The sequence below is a fragment of the Niallia sp. genome, assembly GCF_031978665.1.
In the GTDB taxonomy this organism is placed as follows: Bacteria; Bacillota; Bacilli; order Bacillales; family Cytobacillaceae; genus Niallia.
Window position 1 is genome coordinate 67,155 of sequence record NZ_DALZDK010000009.1, and the last position, 26,007, is coordinate 93,161.

Below are 26,007 nucleotides of genomic sequence, written 5' to 3' on the forward strand. Positions count from 1 at the left end.
CAGGAGCACCGAAAATTATCTATTTTGTTGGCGTGCATATTATTTTGTTAACTGTATTTTTTGGACCGTATATTATTTATTAATTGGAGTGACGCCTGATGGGCTTTTTTGAACACTTTATATAACAGAATTCTATTAGGATTCGAGGACCACCAATTATTAAGGAATAAACGGTTAAATATAATTGGAGGGATAGTATGCGTACAGAGAAGCAGATGCTTGATTTAGTGTTAGAGGTGGCTAATGAGGATGGTAGAGTGAGAGCTGTATGTATGAATGGCTCAAGAACTAATCCAAATGTTCCGAAAGATCCTTTTCAGGACTATGATATTGTGTATATAGTGGATGATATGGAGTCTTTTTTGAATCAGCCTAATTGGGTTGATGTCTTTGGAGAGAGGATCATTATGCAGACACCAGAGGATTTCTCCCTTTATCCGTCAGAGCTTGGTGGGAGGTTTTCCTATCTTATGTTATTCATAGATGGGAATCGAATTGATTTAACGCTTATTCCAATCGAGGAAAAGGAGAGCTACTGCCAAGAGGATGGGCTGACAATGGTTTTATTAGATAAGGATGGTAGTCTTCCCTTAGTACAACCAAGTACGGATAAGGATTATTGGGTAAAGCAGCCGACAGCTGAACAGTTTGCTGATTGCATAAATGAATTTTGGTGGGTTTCAACCTATGTGGCCAAAGGATTATGGCGGCAAGAAATTCTTTATGCCATTGATCATATGAATATCGTAAGAGCGATGCTTTTAAAAATGCTAGAATGGAAGGTCGGCATCGAAACAGATTTCTCGCTTAGTGTGGGGAAAAATAGTAAGTACTTAATGCAGTATGTGGATGAGCAGACATGGGAGAAACTAATGCACACCTATCCTTGTGGAGATTATGAACAAGTCTGGGGAGCGTTATTTTCGATGGCGGCATTATTTGAGGAAAGTGCCTTAGAAGTCGGAGAACAATTCGAGTATCGCTATCCCTTAGAAGAGGCAGCGAAGGTAAAAGGCTATCTAAAACATGTTCAGAAGTTGCAGCCTAATGCAACAGAGATTTACTAATGATTTTGGGCGGTTTTTTTGCATAAAGCCAATTAACCGCCCTTTTAACTTGCTTGATTAAATGGTGAGCTTACGTTTTTAAATAAAAAGCTGGATATCTGATTTCCATGCGTCTTCTAAATACACCTTTGCATCGACAATTTCTACTTCTGGATAAAACTCTTCTTGTTTAAAGCCGAGGATCTCAACAGATAGTTTACAAGCTAGAAACTTTACTTGGTTCTTACGCGCCCCTTTTAAGAAAGCTGTTAGCGGTGGTGCATCTTCTTCATCGAGCATTTCTTTCATCAGCCTTCTACCTATGCCTGCATAATTCATTTTTGACAAAGGGAGCTGTTCAACGTTTTTTGGAGTGAGGGCGCAAAACATTTTTTCGTAAAAGGATTTATCTTCCATATCGATTTTTTCTGGATCTCTAAGCAATAATAGACCCCAAAATGTAAAAAACATCGTAACTTCTACATTCATTTCCCGGGCACTGTTTGCAAGGATTAAGCCAGCCATTGCTTTATCATAATCGCCACTAAACATTAATAAATTTAATCTTTTTTCCATTGAATAATCCCTTCCTTTTTTAAGAATATCTTTAGTTTTTTATCAAATGGAGCTTGGTATGCGGACTTCACTAGATTGTCATATTATTAAAGGGGAAATGTAAGGGGAATAAACTACGAGAGAGGAAGAAATAGGATGTTATATCGAAAATTTACAGCAAATGATTTTACGCTATATTATCAGCTAGTATCTAATAAGCAAGTAATGGCACAGATTACAGAGCGAGCGATACCAGTAGAAGAGGCAAAAATAAATTATGCGAACTTGTTAAAACGAAATGAGAAATATAAGGTATTTGGTTCTTACGCTTTTATTCATCCAGAAACAGAAGTGTTTATTGGTCTTGGTCACTTAACCTTAGATGAACAGAAAAATGATGAGGCAGAACTTGGCTATATGCTTTTGCCAGAACATTGGGGAAAAGGATACGGAAGTGAAATTGCGGGGATATTAATGGCATTAGCAGAGCAGACAAATGTAAAAGTTATAAAAGCAATTATTGATCCTGATAATATTCCATCCAAAAAAATATTAATCAATCAAGGATTTATTTCAGAATGGATTGGGGAAATGGATGGTCTGCCTGGAGAGATTTTAAGAAAGGAAGTAAAATGATACCGCTCACAATAGAAAGACCAACAAAAGAAGAGGTAGAAGCCTTGCATGACTTTTTTAGGCTTGTCCTAACAGATACATTTCGACAAGAAGGGATAGCAGATAAAAAGGAGGATCTACTAGCTGAAATAGAGACGAAGAAGAACTATCTTGCAATGGATTTTGAAAGTAATGGGGAGAATCGGTACTTTTTAATCGCTAAGTTAGAGAACCTTATCATTGGCTCGATTGAATATGGTCCTTCTAGTCCTCTTATTTGTCAAATGACAAATGATGAATTGAAAGACATAAAGGAGATAGGAACTGTATTTGTTCATCCAGAATATCAAAGAAGAGGTGTTGGAAGTCTTTTGTTGAAGGCTATTTATGGGGAAATGGACAAAAATAGGGTAAAGGTATTTTGCTTAGACAGTGGCTATAATCACGCTCAGCAAGTGTGGAACAAGAAGTTTGGAGCACCTTCCTATTTAAGGAAAGATTATTGGGGCATAGGGAATGATCATATGATTTGGAAGTTAAATCTAGAGAATGTTAGGTAAAAAGGAGTCTATTATTAGAAAATTCATTAAAAGTGGTTGAGAACTTTTCTTCGTTCCCGTATTATCTAATTTATATGTATTTATAAAGGAGTATTAGATCTATGCAATCAAGAATTTCTTTTTCAACCTATGCTCTGATTGGTACGATGCTTTTTGGTATGTTTTTTGGAGCAGGCAATTTAATTTTTCCTATTCAACTCGGACAGCTTGCTGGAACGAACTTCTGGCTAGCGTTAGCTGGATTTCTGGTTACAGCTATTGGCCTTCCGTTTCTTGGAATATTAGCAATTGGATTATCAGGAAGTAATGGTGTGCGCGACCTTTCGAATCGGGTCCATCCTGTATTCGGATTCATCTTTTCCTTGTTTCTTTACTTAACAATTGGACCATTTTTTGCTATTCCCCGTACGGCAACGGTTCCATTTGCTGTTGGGATTGAGCCGTTTGTAGAGAATGGGTATATTCCGCTTTTTCTGGCTATTTTTAGCTTTCTTTTCTTTTTGCTGGTTTACTATTTTTCATTGAATCCAGCGAAAACTATGGATGTGATTGGGAAATATTTAACTCCGGCATTTTTAGTGTTTTTATTTCTGCTAATAATTGTAAGTATTGTTCGTCCTATGGGGAACTTTCAAGAGCCACAAGGAACTTATATAAATAATGCATTTATGACGGGATTTAAAGAGGGGTATAATACGATGGATGCTCTTGCATCTCTTGCCTTCGGGATTGTTGTTATTAACGCAATCAAAGGGAAAGGAATTAGTGATGTAAAGAGTATTGCCAAAACAACTTGGAAATCAGGAATATTTGCCATGTTGTTAATGATGCTTATCTATGGATTTATCACATATATGGGTTCATCTAGTGTACAAGCTGTGGGAACTTTTGAAAATGGCGGACTTATCTTTGCAGCTGTTGCCAAGCATTATTTTGGCTCCTTCGGTGGAATCCTGCTTGCTATTATTATTGTGCTTGCATGTCTAAAAACAAGTATCGGATTAATTACGTCTTGTAGTGAGTTTTTTCATGAAGCATTCCCAAAGATTAGCTATAAACACTTTGTGCTTATCTTATGTGTTGTTTCCTTCTTATTTGCAAATTTAGGCTTAAACAAAATTATTCAATTTGCAGTACCTGTGCTTATGTTTTTATATCCTTTAGCAATTGTGCTTATCTTGCTTGCACTCTTTTCCCCATTATTTAAAGGAAAGCAGAGTGTGTACTTAACAGCGATCGTCTTAACGTTGTTTGTAAGTATACTGGATGGCTATCAGGCACTAGTTGACAGCATTCCAGAAGCTAAGCTTGGCTTTTTTGAGCAGATTGGGAATTTTTACGAAAATGTCCTTCCTTTTTATGAAATAGGATTGGGCTGGATTTTGCCAGCATTTGTTGGTGCGGTGATTGGGTATTTCGTTCGTAAATAAGACGTAGAGGGACGGTTCTCCTTCTTCCCATAGGGAGGTGGAGGAGCTGTCCCTCTGTTTCCATTTTTATCAAGTTTATTATTTAATAAACATTCTAAATAAAAATCCGATAGTAATAGTACTAGTTAGTATTTTTACGAAAGAATCAAAGAAAGACATGAATGCGAGAACAGCAGCTTATAAACAAGCCAATCCGTAATTAGGTGTAAAAAATACTCTTTATCCAGAGTATTTTTTTTTAACGATTCTATTCGGGGAAAAATAAAAAGCTATTGGGACAAACGAACAGGGAAAGCAAGGGTGAAGTGAAAGGTATGAAACTAAAATTAAAGCTAGGAACAAAAATAAATATTATAGTATTTGCGATTATTATTGTTCTGTCTGGTGTTATCGGCTTTGTAGTAAATCAGGAAATTACAAGGGGAATTAAACAGTTTGCTACGGAGAAAGCAAAAGGGGATATTGGGCTTGCCTATCGCTATATAAACAATAAGTATCCTGGTGATTGGGAAATTAGAGAAGATAAGCTTTATAAGGGAACTACTATTCTCAATGATAATTACGAAGTAGTAGATAAAATAGGCGAGGATACAGGCGATACAGTAACGATTTTTCAAGGCGATACACGGATTGCGACGAATGTCATGATGGATGGAGAACGTGCAATTGGCACACAGGCTTCACCAGAGGTGGTGAATACTGTAATGGATAAAGGAGAAAACTTTTATGGAGAAGCAAATGTAGTTGGACAATTATACCAAACGGCATACATGCCACTAGAGAACGCAGCGGGGGAAGTTATTGGTATCTTATATGTCGGAGCTTCTCAAGAGATTATTGATAGTATCATATCTTCATTTTTAATGAAATTTATCGTAGTCTTGGTGATTATGATTGTTCTAGCTTCCGTTGTTGTATACATCTTTACAAGACAAATGAAAAAGAGACTTTCCAATTTGACAGCTGCTTTGGAACTAGCTGGAGAAGGAGATTTTACAAAGAACATACAAGATAATTCTGGTGATGAATTAAGTCTCTTATCAGATAGCTATAATAAAATGGCAGGGAATCTTAAGTCGATGTTCAATGAAGTGATTATGTCTACTGAGCGTCTTGCATCTTCTTCTGAAGAATTAACAGCAAGCGCTGAAGAGACTAGCAAAGCAACCGAGACTATAACAGAATCCATTCAGCAAGTTGCGGATGGGGCGGAGCAATCGACTACTAGTGTTCAGGAGAGTTCTTTTGCTTTAGAAGAGGTTTCAAAAGGAATTCAATCAATCGCTGATAATGCTATTGTTATTTCAGATGTGAGCAAAAATGCGACAGAGAAGGCAAAGCAAGGTAGCTTCTTTGTGGATAAGACCGTAAACCAAATAAATGAAATCAATCGTTCCGTTGCAGTAAGTGGAGAAGTAATGCAGAATCTGGATAATCGTTCCCAAGAGATTGAGAAAATTACAAAGGTAATTACAGATATTGCAGATCAAACGAATTTGTTAGCATTAAATGCGGCAATTGAAGCAGCTAGAGCTGGGGAACATGGGAAAGGCTTTGCGGTAGTGGCAGATGAAGTAAGAAAATTAGCAGAGCAATCTCAGGAGTCTTCTTCCCAAATCTCCGTGTTAATAAAGACAATACAGGAAGATATGATGCAGTCCAATCGATCTATTGAGAAGGTAAATACGGACGTAAAAGAAGGATTGGCAGTTGTTAATCAAACAAAGGATAACTTCCAAGAGATTTATCAGTTCATGGAAAAAATGGCAGTGCTGACAGATGATATGGCGGCAACCTCTGAACAAATTTCTGCTAGCACGCAACAAGTTTCTGCAACGGTATCTGGTATCATCAACATATCAGAGCATTCTTCCATGCATTCTCAAAATGTGGCAGCTTCAGCAGAAGAACAGCTCGCATCCATGGAAGAAATTGCAGCCTCAGCTTCCGATCTATCGAATTTAGCAGAGAATTTGCAAGAACTAATTAGTAGATTTAGAATATAGGGATATATATCACCAAAAGATATGTAGGGACGATTCTCCTGCTTCCTTAAGGGAAACAGGAGAATCGTCCCTTTGTTATTTTTTTGTATTCAAATATTGATTCATCATATGTTGTATTCTGTTCTTCATTTCATTTCTTATATCTTTAGGTTCTATAACTTCTAAATAATTTCCATAGGATAAGAGATAGCCGTATAGCCATTCTCCTTTAAAATGGGAGGTTGATATTTTATAAAATCCATCGTTTTCTATTGTAATTTGCTCTTCTTTAAATTCGTCATAAATACGATAGCTAACCTTAGGACTAACCTTTAGCACTAGCTCTACCTCTTCTATCGAATCATCGTTCAATAGATTATTTAAATTTGTATCTTCCAATTCTTCTATATTGTCATAAATTTCACTTGTCAGAGATATTTTAGCCATTCGATTAATTTTAAAGGTTCTTTTTGCTACCTTTTCTAAGCATAAGCCTTCTAGATACCAGGCTTTCTCCTTAAATAATAATTTTGTGGCGAGAACTCGTCGTAAACTTTTTTCTCCATTGGAGTTTACGTAGTGAAAAGAGAGCACCTGACGATCAAGAATAGCTTGTTTAAAAAGGGTGAAGTATTCCTTGCTTTTGGTATCACTCCCCCATGTAGAAAAATCTACCTCTATCCACTTTATTTCACTTTTTTGAAATAAATGACTTAGTTTTGCTAAAATATCGCTTGTTTCTGGATAATTTGTGACAGATAGACTTTGTAGAGAAAATAATATTTCATTCTGTTCTTTGTCTAAAAGGAGCGATTTGTTTAGTATAAACTGGTTCATTAAGGCAATTCCGCCCCCTTTACCTTGGGTTGTATAGATAGGAATACCAGACTCAATAAGTGTTTCAATATCGCGGTATATGGTTCGAACGGAAACTTCAAACTTTTCGGCTAGTTCGTTAGCCGTTATGGATTTTCTGTCTAGTAGGATATAAATTATTTGAAATAATCTACTTGTTTTCATAAAAAAGCTCCTTATCTGAGAGAAGTGGAGACGGTTCTCTTTCTTTTCTATAGGGATAATGTCTGTCTATTACTATTTTACAGAATTGGACTTCTTTTAAAGTCTCTCCTCTGTATAAAGGCTAGATGGAACAATAATATACGAACGGATTTTTTCGTTAAGTGTATCATCAAAAGAAAGGAGATGCGAGAAGCGGAATCAGAATATGACATGCTGTTGTCAGGTTAATTGGAGTATACTAACTAATAAGAATGATTTTAGGATAGAGGATGGTTGGATGGAAACTAGATGTGCCTGGGCAAATTCCAGTGATTTGATGCGAGAATATCATGATAAAGAGTGGTGTATTCCAAGCAATGATGATTCCTATTTGTTTGAAATGCTAGTACTAGAAGGAGCACAAGCTGGATTATCTTGGTCAATCGTATTAAAAAAGCGAGATGCATACAGGAAAGCTTTTCATGATTTCGACTTGGAATACTGTGCAAACCTTACAGAAATAGACATGGAAAATATCCGAACGAATACGGAAGTTGTGAAACATCCATTAAAGATTAAATCAGTTAAAAGCAATGCCTTAGCAATTATGGAAATACAACGAGAGTACGGTAGTTTTGCAAAATTTTTATGGTCTTATGTAGACGGAAGACCACTCATATCCAACTGGCAGTATGATAGCGAAATCCCAGCACAAACCGAACTATCAAAGAAAGTCAGTAAAGATTTGAAAAAAAGAGGATTTAAATTTGTCGGCCCCGTAACAATCTATTCTTATCTACAAGCAATAGGGATCGTTAACGATCATATTACTAGCTGTGCATTTCATGGGAATAAAGGGAAGCAGGGGGACGGTCTTACTTCTTCTGAAAGTACATTTCCCGCGAAATAAATGAATTTGGAGGAGAACAGTATGAATGAAAGCAAGGAAATAGATTTCACTGAAGCATTGGAGCAATCTAAACGGATCCGCGGGCTTTATAATAAATTAGAAAAGCTTAGCTTAGGAAGAAAATGGACGATGCAAGAGGATATGCTAGGTTTTTCTACAGATGTTGGTCTGCTTGGCCGCCTGGTAATGGCAAGCAGTGGTACTTGGGGGTATGCAGGAGATGAGAAGGAAGAACTTAAGCATAAGTTATCGGAATGTTTATGGTGGATTATGGTACTGAGTAATCATTTGGATATTGATATATCAAAAGAATTTCAAGTTTATATAAACAAACTAGATAGAAATCTAACAAAAAGTATAGAAAAAGCAGAGGGACAGCTTAACTGATCCCTCGCTTTTTATAGTAAGAGATAATGAAGGGAAGCAGTGGAACTGTCCCTCTGATTATTTAAATAAATGCGGAGTTTCTTCCCATAATTTTAGTGCAGCTCCTCTATCAATAGCCCATGGCTTGACACCGATTCGAATACTGTCATCTGTTGCAAGAGGAGCTATATCTCCGTTTTCGCAATAAACGCCACCGTATCCAGCTAATTGAGGGCTGACTGCACACCATACAATGGTTGCGGCACCTTCTTTAATGGTTTTGTGTTCATTGTTATAGCTGTCGTAGCCGCGTTCTCCGTTCTTATTAATGGCTCCCATTGCGGACAATTCTTCATCTGTTAGATTATGAGAGAGGTTTGTAACGATACTTCCTGGATGTACCGCAAAGGAATGAATATTATCTTTTTTATATAGTTCATCAAGCGCAACGCTTAATAAGGAAACAGCTGTTTTGGATTGTCCATAAGCCACCCACTTATCATAAGGTGTGTCTATAAAGTTAGGATCACCAAAATGAAAAGGAGAGAACCAATGAGCTCTTGAGGTTATCTGGACAACTCTTGCACCATTCGCTTTCTTTAGTTCTGGCAGCAATGCTTTCGTCATTTTCCGACAGAAGACTCCTTCTTCCATTGTGTGCAGGGCTTTAGCCTAACAAAAAGAGGGAGATGGATGTCGGTTTGCGATAGCCAAAACACATCCTCTTATAGTAAAATAAGAACATATATTCGTGTTAGGGGAGTGATCGTTAATAAAGCATATAAGTTTCGTATCTATCCCAATAAAAAACAAATGGAACTCATCAATAAAACGATTGGTTGTGTGAGGTTCACATACAATTTCTTTCTAGGTAAGCAGAAAGACAAAGACGCTTATTGGTATATTGTTGAAAAAATGGTTCGAAATAGTCAGCTTCCAACGAATAATTGGAAAGAAAAATGTTTGAACAAATATGAAACAGTAAAGGCAATTCCAGAATTAAAGAAACACTATTCTTTTCTGAAAGAAGTGGATAGTATTGCTTTGCAGAAATCGGTTGAAAACTTGGCTGATTCTTTTAAACGATACTACAAAAAACAAAATAAGTATCCACGCTTTAAATCGAAGAAGAATCCTGTGCAATCCTACACGACAAAGCATACAAACGGAAATATTGCGGTTGAAGGTAACTATATGAAGCTGCCTAAACTTGGCCTTGTTCGCTTTGCCAAAAGTCGTGAAGTCGAAGGCAAGATACGGAGTGCTACCATTAGACGCAATCCGTCAGGAAAATACTTCCTTTCCATCGGTGCAGAAGTGGAAGTGATAGAGTTACCTAAAACACATTCCGCTATTGGAGTAGATGTTGGGCTAAAAAATTTTGCTATTCTTTCAGATGGTACAACTTTCTCTAACCCTAAATTCTTTCGCACATTGGAAGAAAAGTTAGCTGAATTTCAACGAATCATGAGCAGACGAACCGTTGGTGGCTCAAACTGGTATAAAGTCAAACGAAAAGTGGCCCGCATTCACGAGAAAATGGCAAACGCAAGAAAGGATTACTTACACAAAATCTCCACTGATATTGTCAAAAACCACGACATAATCGGGATGGAAGATTTGTCCGTATCAAATATGTTAAAAAATCACAACCTTGCCAAAGCCATTAGTGAAGTATCATGGTCAGCATTCAAAACCATGATGGAATACAAGGCAAAATGGTATGGAAAACAAGTGGTGACGGTGGCAAAGAACTTTCCATCCAGTCAGCTTTGCTCCTGTTGTGGCTACCAAAACAAAGTTGTTAAAAATCTTGGCTTACGTGAATGGGAATGTCCAAAATGCCATACCCATCATGAAAATCGAGATATTAACGCAGCTATCAATCTCAAAAAGGAAGCGTTAAGACTTCTAACCGCAGGAACTGCGGGGGTAGCCTACTAAGATAACTGAAGGATACTTTGGTGTTCGTAGGAATCTCCCCCTTCAATCAGACTGTAAGGTCGATAAGGGGTGAGTAGTTCAAGTAACTAATTTAATAGTACTTAAAGGCTCTGCCTGTGTGTAGAGTAATCGGAATTAGTATGCCTATTTTTAAATAAGCCTTTCATTAGCAGTTATAAATGGGATGGAAAAGGGGGAGAATTGTCCTCTCTTTTGTATTTTCTATTTTCTTCCTTCCAGTTATTTCAAAACACAGGCTGCAAAGACCTGTGTTTTTTTATAGGCAGAATGGAGGAATATAAATGGAAGAAAGACAAAAAGCGATAGTAGTAGGCGATCATTATGATCAGAAAGAAGATTTTTCAAATTCGATGGAAGAGCTCACTCAATTGGCAGAGGCTTGTGATATAGCGGTAGTTGGGGAAGTAACGCAGAAATTAGATCGGGTTCATTCAGGGCACTATATTGGAAAGGGGAAGCTTGAGGAATTAGCGGCATTGCTAGATGAAAAGGATGTGAAAATTATTCTTTTTAATGATGAGCTATCTCCTTCCCAAGTTCGTAATTTAGAAGAAGCTACGGATTGCCGAATCATTGACAGAACGGTATTGATTTTAGATATTTTTGCACAAAGAGCGAAGACAAAAGAGGCGATGCTCCAGGTGAAAATCGCAAAATTACAATATATGCTGCCTCGATTAGCTGGTTTAGGAGAATCATTAGGACGCCAAGGTGGTGGATCAGGGCTCATAAATTGAGGGTCTGGAGAAACAAAGCTAGAATTGGACCGAAGACGAATTGAGGACAAAATTAGTCGATTGCATAAGGAATTAGATACACTCGTTGTTCAACGTCAGAATCAACGTAAAATGAGAAAAAAGAAAGAGATGCCAAGTATCGCACTTGTTGGATATACCAATGCTGGAAAGTCGACCTTAATGAATGTGCTCATGGAAAAATATCATGCTGCAGCAGAGAAAAAGGTATTAGAAAAGAATATGTTGTTTGCGACACTTGAAACGTCTGTGCGAAATATAACTTTACCAAATAATAAATCCTTTTTATTAACAGATACAGTCGGATTTATAAGCAAATTACCGCATCAATTAGTAAAAGCATTCAGGTCAACTTTAGAGGAAGTTGCAGAAGCAGATTTGCTTATCCATGTGGTAGATTACTCTAATCTGAATTATAAAGAGCAAATAAACGTTACAGAAAAGACGCTAAAAGAGCTTGGCGCAGATAATATCCCAACTATATATGCCTTTAATAAGGTGGATTTAGCAATGGGCGAAGCTTCAATGGCAGGAACAGAGGCAATCTACCTTTCTGCCAAAAAGCAAATCGGATTAAATGAGCTAGTTGAAGCCATTACTCAAAATATCTTTAAACAATATATTTCCTGCGAAATGAACATTCCATATGATAAAGGAAATATCTTATCCTACTTAAAGGAAAGAGCAAATATCCAGTCAACAGAATACAAAGAGGATGGCGTAGTCATTTCAATTGAATGTAAGGAAGAAGATTATAATAGATATAAAGAATACATTATCTAAATGAAGAAGTAGGAACCGTCCCTTCGATATCATTCCATATCTTGTATATAGAGAGAAAAATCTGCTGCTTCCCCATTTACGATTAAGGCTCCATCGTCAGTGAAACGTGGAACGACTAATCGTTCTTTTATTTTATTGTATATTGGTAGTTCTCTTAGGGTTTTGTTCTCTAATTGATATAATTTCACTGTATCGGTGTTATTTTTCTTTACACTTAAAGCAATGTAATTTTTATATATGGCATAAGTATGAAAGGACGGAGTTTTTATTTTATGAAATTTACCATCAGATAGATCAATGTAGCCTAAAGTAGATGGGGTCTCATCTCCATTGGAAAAGGTCGCATATATTCTAGTGTCTACTAAGGTAACATTTTCGACAGATTTATAAGGAGATCCATATTTTCCAATCTGTTCTAGAGTCGTTATATCATAGACATAGAACGTTGTAGCCTTGCTGTTATTTGTTTTTAATTGTTCAGGAATGACAAGGAAGTTTTCATATAAATCAGCCTTGCTATTTCTTCCAATGCCTCCGTTTTCATGTATAATGCCTTCTTCCATGGTTGTTAGATTTATCCATTTATATCCATAAGAATCGCTATAAATCATCTTATTCTCTTTAAGGTGGATATCCCCAATCACAATGTTTATTTGTTTTGGTTGCATTTGTGTTTTTCGATCTAAAATATAAACGTCGTTATTTCCTTCTCCCCAAACAAGCCAATTTTCATTTGCGGCCATTGTATAAATATCAATCTCTTTCGTAGACTCAACAAGTACTTGCTGTGAGTGTGATGTAAGGGAATAAGAATAGATTGTTTTGTTAGCTGCAAAGATTAATTCATTCGTATCTTTTATAAAAATAGAACGGATTAAAGAGGAATAGTCTACGTTTTGAATAGTTATCTTTTCCAATGGAGTGTCAAAGGATTTATAAGATGAAAGCCGATCTAATAGAGAAGGCCCTATTAAAATAATAAGTAGACCAATGATGGCGATTGTACTGAAGATGGGACGAAATAATCTTCTTCTAGGAGGAGTCAAACTTTGCATTTGAGTAGTATTTGCTTTTAGTAAAATTTTTTGTTTATTTTCTTTGGAAAGAGTTATATCACTAGGGATTGTTTCATCTAATAATTGTTTAATGTTTTTTGACATGGTCCGTCTCCTCCTCGCTAATTGTTAATTTCGCTTTTTTTCGTCCTCTTGCTAATCTAGTTTTTACTGTGTTGCTGGAACAGTTTAGTATATCGCTAATTTCTTTAACGGATAATTCAGCATAATAATATAGCCATAAGACTTCTTTATATTTTATGGGAAGTTTATTAAGTAAGGCAGCAATATAAGATCTGTCTTCTTTTTTTAAATAAGCGTCTTCAGGAGATTCTTTATCAATTAGAAATGTACTAGCAAGCTTGGAAACTTCTATTTTTCGAAAAGCCCAGCTTTTAAAATAATTACGGCATTCATTTACAGTTATCCGGTATAAATATGTTTTAACGCTAGACCTGCCCTCGAATTGATCCAAATGTAAGTAATAACGGATAAACACATCCTGCACAATATCCTCGGCTTTTTCTTTGTCCTTTACAAGAGCATAAGCAAGCCGTGTTAAATAATGACCGTGGGCATCCATCGCGTGTGTAAGCAATTTATCTCTTTCTTGCTTCTCCAAATTCCCCTCTCCTTTCTATCTATTGATTTAGACAAAACAAACAGAAGAACGGTTTCCGTTTTTAAGGATTTTATGAACTATTTATATAAATTAATTCTAGCACTATAAAATCTAATCCATTCATATAATCTAAAGGAAGCATAGGAACAATTCCTATGTATCCCACAAGAAGGGGGTCAATATAGATGAATGTTCTTGATTGTGTAATTATTGGTGCAGGACCATCGGGAATGAGTGCTGCGCTTATGTTAGGGCGAGCAAGGCGGAATATTGCTGTATTCGATGATGGCACAAATAGAAATAGGGTTAGTCATGAAGCCCATGGTTTTATTACAAGAGATGGGATAAGCCCTCAGATGTTTAAAGAATTAGGAATACATGATTTACTGAAATATCCAAGCGTTTCGTATATTAAAGCAAAGGTAACAGATATTGAAAAGATAAGTGGTGAAGGAGGACTACTGCTTGTTAAAACAAAGAATCATGATGAATACTTAACAGAAAAGCTTATATTAGCGACCGGTGTTCAAGAGGTAATCCCAATTCCGAATGCTAGGCAATATTATGGGAAAAGTCTGTTTAGTTGTCCATACTGTCATGGATGGGAACTAAGGGATCAAGCTCTTATTATCATTGCCTATACGGAAGCACAAGCCGTACATATGGGGAAATTAGTCTACCAGTGGTCGAAAGACTTAGTAATCGCGACAAATGGAGCAGCTATTTCAGAGAAAACAAAAGCTGTGTTTCAGAACCGGAATATTCCCATGATAACAGAACCGATAAAAAATCTATTAGGGGAAAACGGAATTCTCCAGCAAGTCGAATTTAAATCTGGAAAGAGGATTGCTAGAACAGGTGGTTTTATTGTTCCTTCCTATTATCGGTCCAATCAATTTGTGGAGAATCTAGGGTTGGAAGTATGTCAGAATGGATTAATAGTAACGGATGGATCTGGTCGCACTACTTGTAAAAATGTTTATGTGGCAGGAGAAGCTGAAAAGGTCGCTGCATCATCGCTAATATTTGCTGCTGCTGATGGAAGTAAGGCAGCTATAGCTGTAAATACTGATCTTATGTTAGAAAGATTTTAATTTTGTAATTTGGAGAATGGATAAAAGAATCCAAAACTTAGTGATAAGTTGGATTCTTTTTTTTTGCAGATTTATCTATAAATAAGAAGGTGTAATCATCCAAGCCATCTAAACATTATGTAAATGGTGAGAGAGAAAGAGTTAAATATAAAAAAACACTGTTATTTAAACAAAAAAGTCTCTTTTTTATAATAATTATTTTTCCTTTTATTAATTACAATATAAATGAGATAATGAATGAAAACGATTTTATCAAGGTGTTAATTGATATAGTTTTTTGTCAGTCTTTGATTTTTCCAATAAAGGGAGATTTTAATAGTACATGAAAAAGATATGGCTTTGGTTTGCAAATTACTATAATAATTCGAAGTTAAATGTAAAACTATTTATAGCAATTACACTGATTATGGTAATCACTTTAATATTTGTCTTGGGAGGACTTCAATATGTAACTTCCCTTTATGATAAACAAATATATTCAAAGTCTTCCCAAGTATTAATGATGTCATCTAACAGCATTGAAGAGAAGTTAGAACGAATAGAGGAAGTAGGCTATAGCATAGCTGTTGACCCTCAAATTCAAGATATTTTATTAGAGCTTCAGGGAGATGTAAAAGGATATGAGGTTTATAATCTAGAACAAAAGATGGAGGATTTACTAGCAAAATATATTGGTTCAGAAAAATATATTCAATCTGTTTATTTATATGATTCTAAAGGAAGGGAATTTTTAAGTGGTTCAAGCAGCAATTCTCTAGACGAGAGAAAAAGAGCAACTATATTTAAACTAGCGGAAAGTTATGAGGGAGAAAATTATTGGATGGAAGTAGAAGGAAGTAATGGTTATTTATTATCTGTTAGATTGATCAGGTCGTATGATAACCTTAACTTTGAGAGTATTGGAAACCTACTGGTTCGTGTCAATTTAGATAAAATTGTAAGCGATTTACCTGGAGAGAAGACAGGTGATTTTGTGATATCAAAAAAGGCTAAGATCATATATTCTGGTAAAGAAACAGATTATTTGAACGAATATCCTTTTCTCGCAAAAAATCAGCAGGGCTATAGCATTGAAAAAATCAATGGAAAAAGTTTTTTTATAAGTCAGGTAACAACTGAATTTGCAGATTGGACATACTGGAATATCATTCCTTTCAAAACGATGTTCTCAAAAATAACTACTGCAAAATACTCTTTCATTCTTGTTTTTATGTTGATGTTTCTAATTTTAATTTCTTTATGTTTTAAATTTTTCAGAAGGATTACAAATCCTATTAGGGCATTGGCAGATATTATGCAGAAAGTACAAAAAGGAAATTTCAATGTAGTAAATTCGTCTTCTTATTCAATGGAATATGAGGATGAAGTGGGAATTCTCTATAGGAATTTTAAAACGATGATAGAAAAAATAGATGAATTAATTCAAGAAAACTATATGAAGCAGTTATTAATAAAGGAAACAGAATTTAAAGCAATGCAGGCTCAAATAAATCCCCATTTTTTGTATAACACACTGGAAACTATTAATTGGTTAGCAAAAACCAATAAACAGAAGCAAATTTCAAGTATGGTAGAAGCTCTAGGCAATTTAATGAGAAGCTCCATTAACTTTAAAAGAGATATCATTAAGTTAGAAGAGGAAGTTGAAATCGTTGAAAGTTTTTTAATAATACAAAAATATAGGTTTGATGACAAGGTTGACTTTCAAATGGAGATTCCTTCTAATTTGATGCAATGCAAAATCCCCAAATTAATCTTGCAGCCACTGCTAGAAAACTCCTTCAAGCATGCTGTTGAGACTTCTATCTATATGTCAGTGATTAAATTGTATGCCTATCAAGAGGGTGAAAAGCTATTTATCCGAATAGAAGATAATGGTCCTGGTATAGACCCGTTGATAATCCAAAAAGTAAAAGAAGGTAAAGCAAACCCAAAAGGGAATGGAATTGGATTGAATAATATTGATACTAGAATCAAGATATTTGCTGGAGAAAATTATGGCTTGAGAATTGAAAATCTTTCAGGAAAGGGAACTGCCATAACAGTGATTTTACCTTTTCAAACGGAGTGAATAAGATGGTTTATAAAGTATTAATAGTGGATGATGAAAAAATAATAGTGGAGGGAATTTCTAGTGTAATCGATTGGGAAGCATTAGATTTGGAGGTTATTGGAACAGCACGAAATGGCATAGATGCATATGAAAAAATTGTGATGCAAAAACCAGATATTGTGATTAGTGATATCAGAATGCCTGGTATAGATGGAATAAGCCTTGTTTCTAAAGTTAGCGAGGAACTTCCTTTTATAAAATTCATCCTATTATCTGGATTTAGTGAGTTTGAATATGCAAGATCTGCTATGCAATATGGTGTAAAACATTATTTGTTAAAACCATGTAATGAGGATAAAATTACAGCAGCACTGAAAGATATTAAGAATGAATTAAATGCTAAAATGATGCATCATACGTTTAACTTAGAATTGCAGGAAAAATACAAACAAGCAAAACCGTATATTAAAGCTCAACTCTTGACTGAATTTTTGGCAGGAAAAAGCTATTCAAGCGATGATTTATCTCATTATCGATTCCTTTTTGATAATGAGATAGATCATCAGCAGGTGAGGGTAATTCTTTTTAAGATAGAATGTGAATTTTCCTATGAATATTTATTTGCCATAAAAAATATAGGAGGAGAAATATTTGAATCTCCATTATTAAGTACCAATATAAATGAAAGCGTATTATTTATTTTGGAAGATAATGGGGATGAGGAGATTCTATTTTCTCAAATTGAACGGATAAGGGAACTATTATATCGATATTATAAACAAGCAGTAACGGTGGCAATAAGTGATGTCGATGAAGTCCAAAATGTAAGAAAATTATATCTAGAAGCAAATGAATGTTTAGAATATCGTTTTTATCTAGGAGAAGGCACCATTATTACACAAAAAGATATTTTTCAAGAAAAAGCAGATTTGCCAATTGACTTTACGATAGATGAACAATGGATTGGTTTAAAAATAAAGTCTGGTCACATCAACGACATATGTAAAGAGATTGAGTCTATTTTTAATAAAATGGCTGATTTGCATCTAGAAATTAGTTTAACAAAATCTTATTGTATACAACTCTATTTCTCTATTATAAAGACTGCGGACAATGAGCAAATGAAAGACTATCTTTACGCCGTATCCAAATTGCTTAGTATGGAAACAGTCCAGCAAATGAAAGAGTATCTAGAAACAATGGCGAAAGAAATCTCAAATGTCTATTATAATCGCTTTAAATCTAAGCAATCTTCCATTATTAAAAGAGTGATAGCGGTAGTTAACGAAAATCTGAATAATCCAGATCTTTCATTAAAAATGGTTGCAAATGATATTTTATACATGAATCCAGATTATTTAGGTAAGCTGTTTAAGCAAGAAACAGGACAGCGATTTTCAGCATATCTTACTAAATTAAGAATTGAAAAAGCAGTAGAAATAATTTTGAAGATGGATGATGTAAAAGTGGGAATGTTGGCGGAAATGATTGGTTTTGGTAATAATCCTCAATATTTTAGTCAGGTATTTAAAAAACACACCGGATACACACCATCAGAATATCAAAATAGTAAGTAAGAGGTATTACCAGGGAAGATTTTTAGAAGTCTATTAAAGTAATGGAGAAAAAACTTCATCCGCAAGAAGGAGGATGTAAAATTGAAAAATATAGGCTTAGTATTATTATGTATTATATTGATTCTTCCAATTACTTCCTGTTATTCAATCGATGGAGAGGTATCAAAAGATTCTTCTAAAAAAGTAACAATTCGCGTAGCGTGGTGGGGTGGGCAACCAAGAAATGATTATACAATGAAAGTAATTGAATTGTATGAAAAGGAAAATCCAAATGTAAAGATTGAAGCTGAGTTTGCTAATTGGGATGATTATTGGAAGAGACTTGCTCCAATGGCAGCGGCTAGCAGATTACCAGACGTTATTCAAATGGATACAGCTTATCTCGTACAATACGGGGAAAAGGGACAATTAGCAGACTTAAATCCCTTTATTAAAAATGGCACAATTGATACTACCTCCATTGATGAAAATACAATTTCTGGGGGGATGATTGGTAATAAATTATTTGGTTTTCCACTTGGGTCCACAGTCCTCTCTATTATTACAAATAATGATGTTCTTGAAAGGGCCGATGTTAAAATAGAAGACGAAAATTGGACTTGGAGTGACTTTGAACGTTTAGCAATAGATATTCGAAACACTACAGGAGAATACGGTACTAATGGAATGTATCCGGCAGATGTGTTTTTTCCTTATTACTTAAGGACACAAGGCGCTCACTTTTATAATGAAGATGGAACAAATCTTGGTTATAAAGATGACCAATTATTTATTCATTACTTTGAAAGACAACTTAGATTAGTAGAGGCAAAGGCCTTTCCTACACCGGATGTCCAAGCACATATTAAAGGATTTGAAGATGAACTTATTGTAACTGGAGATGCAGCAATGTCATGGAATTGGTCCAATCAATATTCTGGATTTGCGCAAAATGAGGAAACATCGTTATCCATTTATCTGCCTCCAGAACATGCTAAAGAGACCGCCTTATTCTTAAAACCAAGCATGTTCTTCTCCGTTCCTAAAAGTTCAAAAAGAAAAGAAGAAGCAGCAAAGTTTATCAATTTCTTTATTAATAATATAGAAGCAAATAAATTAATTAAAGGGGATAGAGGTGTCCCAATATCTTCTAAAGTTTCAAAAGGAATTAAAGAAGAATTGACCTATGAAGAAATGAAGATATTTAATTATGTTGAAAAAGCCTCCCAAAAAGTAAGTAAAACAGATTCCCCAGATCCTCTCGGGAGTGCTGAAGTCATGAAGGAACTGAATGCAATTTCTGATGAGATATTATTTAAAAACATTACACCTAAGGATGGAGCTAAGCGATTTAGGGAAAAAGCAGAGAAAATATTAAGCAAAAATAAGTAAAGGAGTTGGCAAGAAAGTAAGACTTTCTTGCCAACTCTTTTTTATAAGGGAAAGATAGTGCATTTTGAGTATAAATAAAGTAGTTAGTTTTCGTGAATGGTTAAATTTTGACGAATTTATGAATATTCAGAGTTATTAAAGAAGGTTTTTTAAACGTAACCCTCTGTTTTTTTAATTGTTACAAGTAAGCGCATTCAATACAATTAATGTATAAAGAATGTTAATGTTTACTTCATTTAGCTACAAATAAAAAATGATTTGGAGGGATCTCGTTGAAAGTAAAAACTACTATCGAAAAGAAGGAAATTATTGATTCTATTCATTTACTAATGAACAACTTGACGAAAATAAAAGATGATACAGGTGAATTTTTGCTAAATTTTGATGGATTAATTGTTGACGATAAAAGTTGGCATATTTGGAATTGGCCACAAGGAGTAGGGTTATACGGTATCTATAAATATTGGAAATTAACGAATGATCAGAAAGCTTTAGATATTATTAATGAATGGTTTGATGAAAGACTAGAGGAAGGGGCGCCTCCTAAAAATGTTAATACGATGGCTCCGTTATTAACGCTAGCATTTTTATACGAGGATACAGGAAATCAAACGTATTTGCCATACTTGGAGAGTTGGGCGGAATGGGTGATGTATGATATGCCCCGTACATCGGAAGGTGGCCTTCAGCATATGACGTATGGTCCAGAAAATAAAAATCAGCTATGGGATGACACTTTAATGATGACAGTACTTCCTTTAGCGAAAATTGGAAAGTTATTAAATCGACCAGAATACGTAGAAGAAGCAAAAAGGCAATTTCTTATTCATATAAAGTATTTAACGGATAGAAAAACAGGTTTATGGTTCCATGGATGGACTTTTGAAGAAAATCATCATTTTGCAGAAGCACTTTGGGGTAGAGGCAATTGTTGGATTACTATCGCAATTCCTGAAATCATTGAAATATTAGATTTGGAGAAAGGTGATTTTCTACGCGAGTTCTTAATTGATACCTTAAATAGACAAATGGAAGCTCTTGTTCAATATCAAGATGAAAGTGGATTATGGCATACATTAATTAATGATCAAACATCTTATTTAGAAGCATCTGCTTCAGCCGGTTTCGCATATGGTATCTTAAAATCGATTCATAAACGATATATTAGTCATGATTATAAAAAGGTAGCCTATAAAGCTATTAAGGGGATTTTAAGAGAAATTAACGAAGAAGGAGCATTACAAAAAGTATCCGTTGGAACAGGAATGGGAGAAACTCTCGAATTTTATAAAGAGATTAAAACCACAACAATGCCTTATGGACAATCACTTGCTGTTTTGTGTTTATCAGAATTTCTCTATTCTTACATTTAATAAAGTAAATGTAAGAGATGCTCACTAGCCTAATCAAGCAATTAGATCACTATATCACGTAAAGTAGCTTAAATAGTCGTTTGGATGAAAGCGCTTAAAAAATATCCCGCGGTTACAGGTATTTTAAAATGTTTTAAATTCTTGAAAAAATGGAGGTAATCAAGTTGGGAAGACAGCCAAAGTTTATTAATTACTTGTCTTATGGATTAGGTGATTTTGTTGGAGCAGGGGCATTTGCCCTTACTGCAGCGTGGTTACTATATTTCTTGACCACATTTTGTGGTTTAACTGCAATTGAAGCTGGATCAATTTTTGCTATTGCGCGTGTTGTTGATGCTATTGCTGCACCAGTTATGGGGTATATCACAGATAATTTTCATAAAACTAAACTAGGCATACGATTTGGTAGAAGGAAATTCTTTATTTTAGCTTCGATTCCTCTCGTTCTAGTTTACACCTTAATCTGGGTAGATGGCTTTAACTATTTCTATTATTTAATAACCTATATCTTGTTTGAAATTGTCTATTCTATGATTTTAATCCCGTATGATACGCTAGCAGCTGAAATGAGTAAGGATTATAAGATTCGTTCTAAATTCACTGGTGCAAGAATGTTCGTAGCACAGGCATCAGCAGTTTTTGCAGCATTTATACCTGGACGACTTGTGGAGGCATTGGGTAAAGATAATCCTCTATCATTCTTGTACTCAGGTATCATTTTTACAGTCATCTTTATAATTGTATTAGTATTGATTTATAAATTTACTTGGGAAAGACCGTTGGAAGAGATACCAGTAGAGCATGTTGTAAGTAACAGAAGTTTTATGCAAAATGTTCATAAAATTTATGTTGATTTATTCTCTACTTTGAGAGTTAAAACATTTCGTCACCATCTTGGTATGTATTTAGGTGGATATTTAAGCCAAGACGTTTTTAATGCGGTGTTTACTTACTTTGTTGTCTTTGTTCTTATGCAGAATGCCGTACTTGCTTCAAACCTTCTAGCTTTTATGTATGTAATGCAAATTATAGGTGTCTGGATTGCGATGACTTTAACTATTAAATTGAATCCTGCTCCTGCTTATCGTACAGCTATTTCCTTATTTATTGTGGGGATTGCGGGTTTTATAGTACTACAATACACGGGGGCAACAAACAGTACACTATTGCTATTTGTAATGATTGGAATATGTGGATTAGGTCGAGGAGGGTTGAATTATATTCCTTGGAATAACTATACCTTTATTCCTGATGTTGATGAAGCTTTAACAGGTCAAAGACGTGAAGGTGTTTTTGCTGGAGTAATGAGCTTAATTCGTAAAGGTACACAAGCTTTAGCTGTATTTTTGGTAAGTGTAGGATTACAGGAATCTGGCTTTATATCAGGTGAAACAGTACAGCCGGAATCAGCAATTACCGCTATTGTTGCCATTCTTTTGTTTGGGACATTGATCTTTTTGATAGGCGGATTAATTGTTTCCTATCGTTATAAGTTAACAAAAGAAAATCACGTTGTTCTATTAAGTGAAATTGAACGCCTTAAAAATGATGGACCTAGAAACAATGTTTCTAAAGAAGCACGTCAAGTGGTAGAACAACTGACTGGTTGGGAATATGAGAAAGCTTGGGGAAATAATGATGTTGGATATTCGAATTATGTAAGATATAAAGATGCTCAAAAATCCCATCAATACTCAAAAATTGGTAAAAAAATTAATTAGGAGAGAAAAAATGAATGCAAATATTGGAATAAGAGCGCATGATGTTGAAAATCTCCCGTTAGAGCAACTTGTTACAGAAATAGCTAGTAAAGAAGTTAGCGCTGTTCAGCTAGCGTTAAGTAAATCCTTTAAAGAGATAAATAGAGAAGTAGGGTGCTTAACTCCTAGTCTTGCACATAATATTGGAGTAGCTTTCCAGAAAGGTGCTATTCAAATTGCCGTTTTAGGTTGCTATATTAATATGATTCATCCTAATTTAAAGGAAAGAAGAAAAGAGTTAGACCTTTTTAAAGAACATATTAGATATTGTCGCGATTTAGGCTGCAGTTTAGTTGGGACAGAAACAGGAAATGTTAATGCCGAAATTGTTTACACAGAGGAAAATTTTAAGGAAGAGCCATTTCTTGAAGTAGTGGAGAGTGTTCGAGAACTAGTGAAAGAAGCGGAGAAGTTTGGTGTCATGGTTGCCATAGAGGGTGGGATTAATCATCCGATTCATTCTCCTAAACGGATGAAAAGACTTCTTGATGAAGTGAAATCTAATAATCTTCAAGTGATTTTTGATCCAGCTAATTATTTAACTATAGATAATTATCAGAAGCAGGTTGAAATTTTTCAGGAAGCTTTTGATTTATTTGGGGATCAAATTGTGATTATTCATGCAAAAGATTTCATTATTGATAATAAGAAAATAAAGTTTGTTCCAGTTGGGCATGGAATGCTAGATTATGAAGCTATCTTTAGGTTAATAAAAGGAAAGAAACCATTTATTAATATAATTTTAGAGGAAACAAAGGATCCATATATTAAGGAGAGTATCCAATATTTAAATAGGTTGTTTTCCGAGAGCATCTTTTCAATTTAGTGATAACGCAGAAATTCAATTTGTGAAAAAATGAGCAAGTTTATGGGGATTGCCCTGAAAATAAATATAGGAGGATATAAAAGATGTCAGTCGAATTAAGTGATTTTTCATTAGATTATTTTTCATTAATTGGAAAGGTTGCTATTGTAACTGGTGGAAATACAGGATTAGGACAAGGGTATGCTATAGCACTTGCCAAAGCTGGAGCAGATTTATTTATTGTAACGTATAACAAAGATTGGGAGGAAACAAAGCAATTAATCGAAAAAGAGGGAAGACAGGTTGAGTTTTTTCAAGCGGATTTAACAAACAGATCCGCATTAAAAGAAGTGGTTGATAGCTGTCTAACAGCTTATGGGAGAATTGATATTCTCGTCAACAATGCAGGTACAATCCGTCGTGCACCTCTGCTTGAATATAAGCAAGCGGATTGGGATGCGGTAATGGATATTAATTTAAATTCTGTTTACTTCTTGAGTCAAGAGGTGGCAAGAGTCATGGTGAAACAGAAGAGTGGAAAGATCATTAACATTGCCTCCATGCTTTCTTTCCAAGGTGGAAAATTTGTTCCTTCTTATACAGCGAGCAAACATGGGGTAGCAGGAATTACAAAAGCTTTCGCAAACGAATTGGCACAATATGGTTTACAAATAAATGCGATTGCCCCTGGATACGTAGAAACAGCAAATACAGCACCTATCCGTGAAGATCAAGAACGTAAAGCAGAAATTACTTCTAGAATACCAGCAGACCGTTGGGCTACACCTGCAGATTTAATGGGAATTATCGTATTTTTATCAAGTAAGGCATCAGATTACATGAATGGACATATTCTTGCTGTTGACGGTGGATGGTTAGCTCGATAATTTTGCTGAGAAGGATATGGGTTTAAACCGTTTGAGAAGTGGTCATATTTCAGAGACTAGCTAGTTGCAAACTAGCTAGTCTCTCTTCTCTACAAAATAGAAAGGAAAGTTATGAATTGTGCTTCCTTTAGGTGTATAAATATCCTCTTGTCATCGGTAGCTGATTACTGCTTTTCTTAACGAGTAAATATTGAATGACGTCAATATTGCTTGCTTTAAATGAGGCGGCGCAGGCTTGTAAATATAAGTCCCACATCCGAATAAAGCGTTCGTCCTTGGTTTTGCGAATTTCATCTAGGTTGTTGATAAAGTTAGCATGCCACATTTCTAATGTTTTTTGGTAATGACGGCGCAGGCTTTCTAAATCTACTAGTTGCAAATTTTCTACCGTCATATGGTGAACAAGCTCGGCGACTCCAGGAATATAGCCTCCAGGGAAAATATATTTATTGATCCAGGCATTGGTTGCTCCTCCTTGCTGGCGTGAAATTCCATGGATTAAGGCTGCACCATCGTCTTTTAATAAATAGTGGACTTGCTGGAAGTAAGCTTGGAGGTTCTCCTTTCCTACATGTTCAAACATGCCCACACTCGTGATACGATCAAAGGCCATATCCTTTAAATCTCGATAATCCATTAAATAGACGGTTACACTCTCCGATAATCCTTTTTCTTTTGCCGTTTGCATCACATAGTCATACTGTTCTTGGCTTAAGGTTATGCCGGTTGCCCTTACCTGATAGTTTTTTACAGCAGTAAAAAGGAGATTCCCCCACCCACAGCCAATGTCTAATAACTGTTGACCAGGAGAGAGATTTAATTTTTTTAAAATATGATCCACTTTATTTTGCTGTGCAGTTTCTAATGTGTCTTCTGGGTTTTTGAAATAGGCACATGAATAGGTCATGGAGCGATCTAACCAAATTTTATAAAAATCATTGCCGATGTCGTAATGATTTTGTACATCTGCTATACTCTTTGTTTTCGTATGAGACTGTTTGGGAATAAACTTTCTAAACTTATTACTTTGCATAAAGCTGGATGCGTTCTCATAAGCAGAGGTAATTAAATCCTCGATACTGCCCTTTATGTCTATTTTTCCATCCATATAGGCTTCCCCTAGAGCCAACGAGGCATTATTGTATATGTCTTTAATACGAATGGGTTTCTTAAAAATAAGTTCTACTGTAGGTTCGCCATTTCCATAAACAACTGATTTTCCATCCCAAAAAGTAACCTTTACTGGGATAGTGAAAGAATTGCTTAAAAAAGATTTATAAACAGTCTTCTCAAACACAGTATTCACCCCTTTTTTTCCTATTTATATGTATAATTTTACCTCTTTATCATGGAATATGTGGATATAGTGCTCAACTAAGAAAATGGATAAAAAGAAGATCTGTTAAATAGGAGTAGCTTTGAATTAAATAGTTGCAAAATA

The 26,007-nt window shown here is 35.2% G+C and carries 22 protein-coding genes and 1 pseudogene; 17 read left to right on the top strand and 6 right to left on the bottom strand.

The window, feature by feature from the left end; translation table 11 throughout:
• Positions 1–197: 197 nt before the first annotated feature.
• Positions 198–1,067, top strand: coding sequence for an aminoglycoside 6-adenylyltransferase (locus tag RTL21_RS06895; RefSeq protein WP_312094641.1), 870 nt, complete (start codon positions 198–200; stop codon positions 1,065–1,067).
• A gap of 78 nt (positions 1,068–1,145) precedes the next feature.
• Here the strand turns inward: RTL21_RS06895 and RTL21_RS06900 are convergent, their stop codons facing one another.
• Positions 1,146–1,622, bottom strand: coding sequence for a DsrE/DsrF/DrsH-like family protein (locus RTL21_RS06900; RefSeq protein WP_312094643.1), 477 nt, complete (start codon positions 1,620–1,622; stop codon positions 1,146–1,148).
• A gap of 135 nt (positions 1,623–1,757) precedes the next feature.
• Here RTL21_RS06900 and RTL21_RS06905 point away from each other — a divergent pair, with 135 nt between their 5' ends.
• From RTL21_RS06905 to RTL21_RS06920, 4 genes are all read left to right on the top strand, one after another.
• Complete coding sequence (locus tag RTL21_RS06905; RefSeq protein ID WP_312094645.1) at positions 1,758–2,237, top strand: GNAT family N-acetyltransferase; 480 nt, start codon at positions 1,758–1,760, stop codon at positions 2,235–2,237.
• Entirely contained in the window at positions 2,234–2,776 is a 543-nt protein-coding gene (locus RTL21_RS06910; RefSeq protein ID WP_312094728.1) for a GNAT family N-acetyltransferase, read from the top strand. Before RTL21_RS06905 ends, RTL21_RS06910 begins: the two co-directional genes overlap by 4 nt.
• Positions 2,777–2,877: 101 nt before the next feature.
• On the top strand, positions 2,878–4,206 hold the full coding sequence (gene brnQ / locus RTL21_RS06915; RefSeq protein WP_312094647.1) for a branched-chain amino acid transport system II carrier protein: 1,329 nt from the start codon (positions 2,878–2,880) through the stop codon (positions 4,204–4,206).
• Between the two features lie 314 nt (positions 4,207–4,520).
• Complete coding sequence (locus tag RTL21_RS06920) at positions 4,521–6,212, top strand: methyl-accepting chemotaxis protein (protein ID WP_312094649.1); 1,692 nt, start codon at positions 4,521–4,523, stop codon at positions 6,210–6,212.
• A gap of 75 nt (positions 6,213–6,287) precedes the next feature.
• On the opposite strand, the gene RTL21_RS06925 is transcribed toward RTL21_RS06920, so the two are convergent.
• Positions 6,288–7,271, bottom strand: a complete 984-nt coding sequence (locus RTL21_RS06925) for a helix-turn-helix transcriptional regulator (RefSeq protein ID WP_312094730.1) — start codon at positions 7,269–7,271, stop codon at positions 6,288–6,290.
• A gap of 217 nt (positions 7,272–7,488) precedes the next feature.
• On the opposite strand from RTL21_RS06925, the gene RTL21_RS06930 reads away from it, so the two are divergent.
• Positions 7,489–8,100, top strand: a complete 612-nt coding sequence (locus tag RTL21_RS06930; protein ID WP_312094651.1) for a DNA-3-methyladenine glycosylase I — start codon at positions 7,489–7,491, stop codon at positions 8,098–8,100.
• A gap of 21 nt (positions 8,101–8,121) precedes the next feature.
• Positions 8,122–8,487 (top strand): nucleoside triphosphate pyrophosphohydrolase family protein, encoded by a 366-nt coding sequence (locus RTL21_RS06935; protein ID WP_312094653.1) that lies wholly within the window; start codon positions 8,122–8,124, stop codon positions 8,485–8,487.
• A gap of 57 nt (positions 8,488–8,544) precedes the next feature.
• Here RTL21_RS06935 and RTL21_RS06940 read toward each other — a convergent pair whose 3' ends face one another.
• Complete coding sequence (locus tag RTL21_RS06940) at positions 8,545–9,093, bottom strand: SDR family NAD(P)-dependent oxidoreductase (RefSeq protein ID WP_312094655.1); 549 nt, start codon at positions 9,091–9,093, stop codon at positions 8,545–8,547.
• 135 nt (positions 9,094–9,228) lie between these two features.
• On the opposite strand from RTL21_RS06940, the gene tnpB reads away from it, so the two are divergent.
• Both tnpB and hflX read left to right on the top strand, forming a co-directional pair.
• Positions 9,229–10,410 (top strand): IS200/IS605 family element RNA-guided endonuclease TnpB, encoded by a 1,182-nt coding sequence (gene tnpB, locus RTL21_RS06945; RefSeq protein WP_312094732.1) that lies wholly within the window; start codon positions 9,229–9,231, stop codon positions 10,408–10,410.
• Positions 10,411–10,712: 302 nt separating this feature from the next.
• Positions 10,713–11,969, top strand: a pseudogene (gene hflX, locus RTL21_RS06950) (GTPase HflX).
• Between the two features lie 29 nt (positions 11,970–11,998).
• Here hflX and RTL21_RS06955 read toward each other — a convergent pair.
• Together RTL21_RS06955 and RTL21_RS06960 are read right to left on the bottom strand one after the other, a co-directional pair.
• On the bottom strand, positions 11,999–13,129 hold the full coding sequence (locus RTL21_RS06955) for a hypothetical protein (RefSeq protein ID WP_312094657.1): 1,131 nt from the start codon (positions 13,127–13,129) through the stop codon (positions 11,999–12,001).
• Positions 13,113–13,646 carry a sigma-70 family RNA polymerase sigma factor gene (locus RTL21_RS06960; protein ID WP_312094659.1) on the bottom strand — a complete coding sequence of 178 codons (534 nt, stop codon included), beginning with the start codon at positions 13,644–13,646 and terminating at the stop codon, positions 13,113–13,115. Before RTL21_RS06960 ends, RTL21_RS06955 begins: the two co-directional genes overlap by 17 nt.
• Before the next feature lie 185 nt (positions 13,647–13,831).
• On the opposite strand from RTL21_RS06960, the gene RTL21_RS06965 reads away from it, so the two are divergent.
• From RTL21_RS06965 to kduD, 8 genes are all read left to right on the top strand, one after another.
• Positions 13,832–14,740, top strand: coding sequence for an NAD(P)/FAD-dependent oxidoreductase (locus tag RTL21_RS06965; RefSeq protein WP_312094661.1), 909 nt, complete (start codon positions 13,832–13,834; stop codon positions 14,738–14,740).
• Positions 14,741–15,386: 646 nt separating this feature from the next.
• On the top strand, positions 15,387–16,811 hold the full coding sequence (locus RTL21_RS06970; RefSeq protein ID WP_312094663.1) for a sensor histidine kinase: 1,425 nt from the start codon (positions 15,387–15,389) through the stop codon (positions 16,809–16,811).
• 5 nt (positions 16,812–16,816) lie between these two features.
• Positions 16,817–18,370 carry a response regulator transcription factor gene (locus RTL21_RS06975; protein WP_312094665.1) on the top strand — a complete coding sequence of 518 codons (1,554 nt, stop codon included), beginning with the start codon at positions 16,817–16,819 and terminating at the stop codon, positions 18,368–18,370.
• Positions 18,371–18,499: 129 nt separating this feature from the next.
• The gene (locus RTL21_RS06980; protein WP_396954421.1) at positions 18,500–19,741 is read left to right on the top strand and encodes an ABC transporter substrate-binding protein; all 1,242 of its coding nucleotides are present in this window, start codon (positions 18,500–18,502) and stop codon (positions 19,739–19,741) included.
• Positions 19,742–20,070: 329 nt separating this feature from the next.
• The gene (gene bglB, locus RTL21_RS06985) at positions 20,071–21,114 is read left to right on the top strand and encodes a beta-galactosidase BglB (protein WP_312094734.1); all 1,044 of its coding nucleotides are present in this window, start codon (positions 20,071–20,073) and stop codon (positions 21,112–21,114) included.
• Positions 21,115–21,278: 164 nt separating this feature from the next.
• Complete coding sequence (locus RTL21_RS06990) at positions 21,279–22,835, top strand: MFS transporter (protein WP_312094669.1); 1,557 nt, start codon at positions 21,279–21,281, stop codon at positions 22,833–22,835.
• A 10-nt stretch (positions 22,836–22,845) separates the two neighbouring features.
• Positions 22,846–23,700 (top strand): sugar phosphate isomerase/epimerase family protein, encoded by an 855-nt coding sequence (locus tag RTL21_RS06995; protein WP_312094671.1) that lies wholly within the window; start codon positions 22,846–22,848, stop codon positions 23,698–23,700.
• A gap of 83 nt (positions 23,701–23,783) precedes the next feature.
• On the top strand, positions 23,784–24,566 hold the full coding sequence (kduD, locus tag RTL21_RS07000; RefSeq protein ID WP_312094673.1) for a 2-dehydro-3-deoxy-D-gluconate 5-dehydrogenase KduD: 783 nt from the start codon (positions 23,784–23,786) through the stop codon (positions 24,564–24,566).
• A gap of 127 nt (positions 24,567–24,693) precedes the next feature.
• On the opposite strand, the gene RTL21_RS07005 is transcribed toward kduD, so the two are convergent.
• Positions 24,694–25,863, bottom strand: a complete 1,170-nt coding sequence (locus RTL21_RS07005) for a class I SAM-dependent methyltransferase (protein WP_312094675.1) — start codon at positions 25,861–25,863, stop codon at positions 24,694–24,696.
• Positions 25,864–26,007 lie beyond the last annotated feature (144 nt).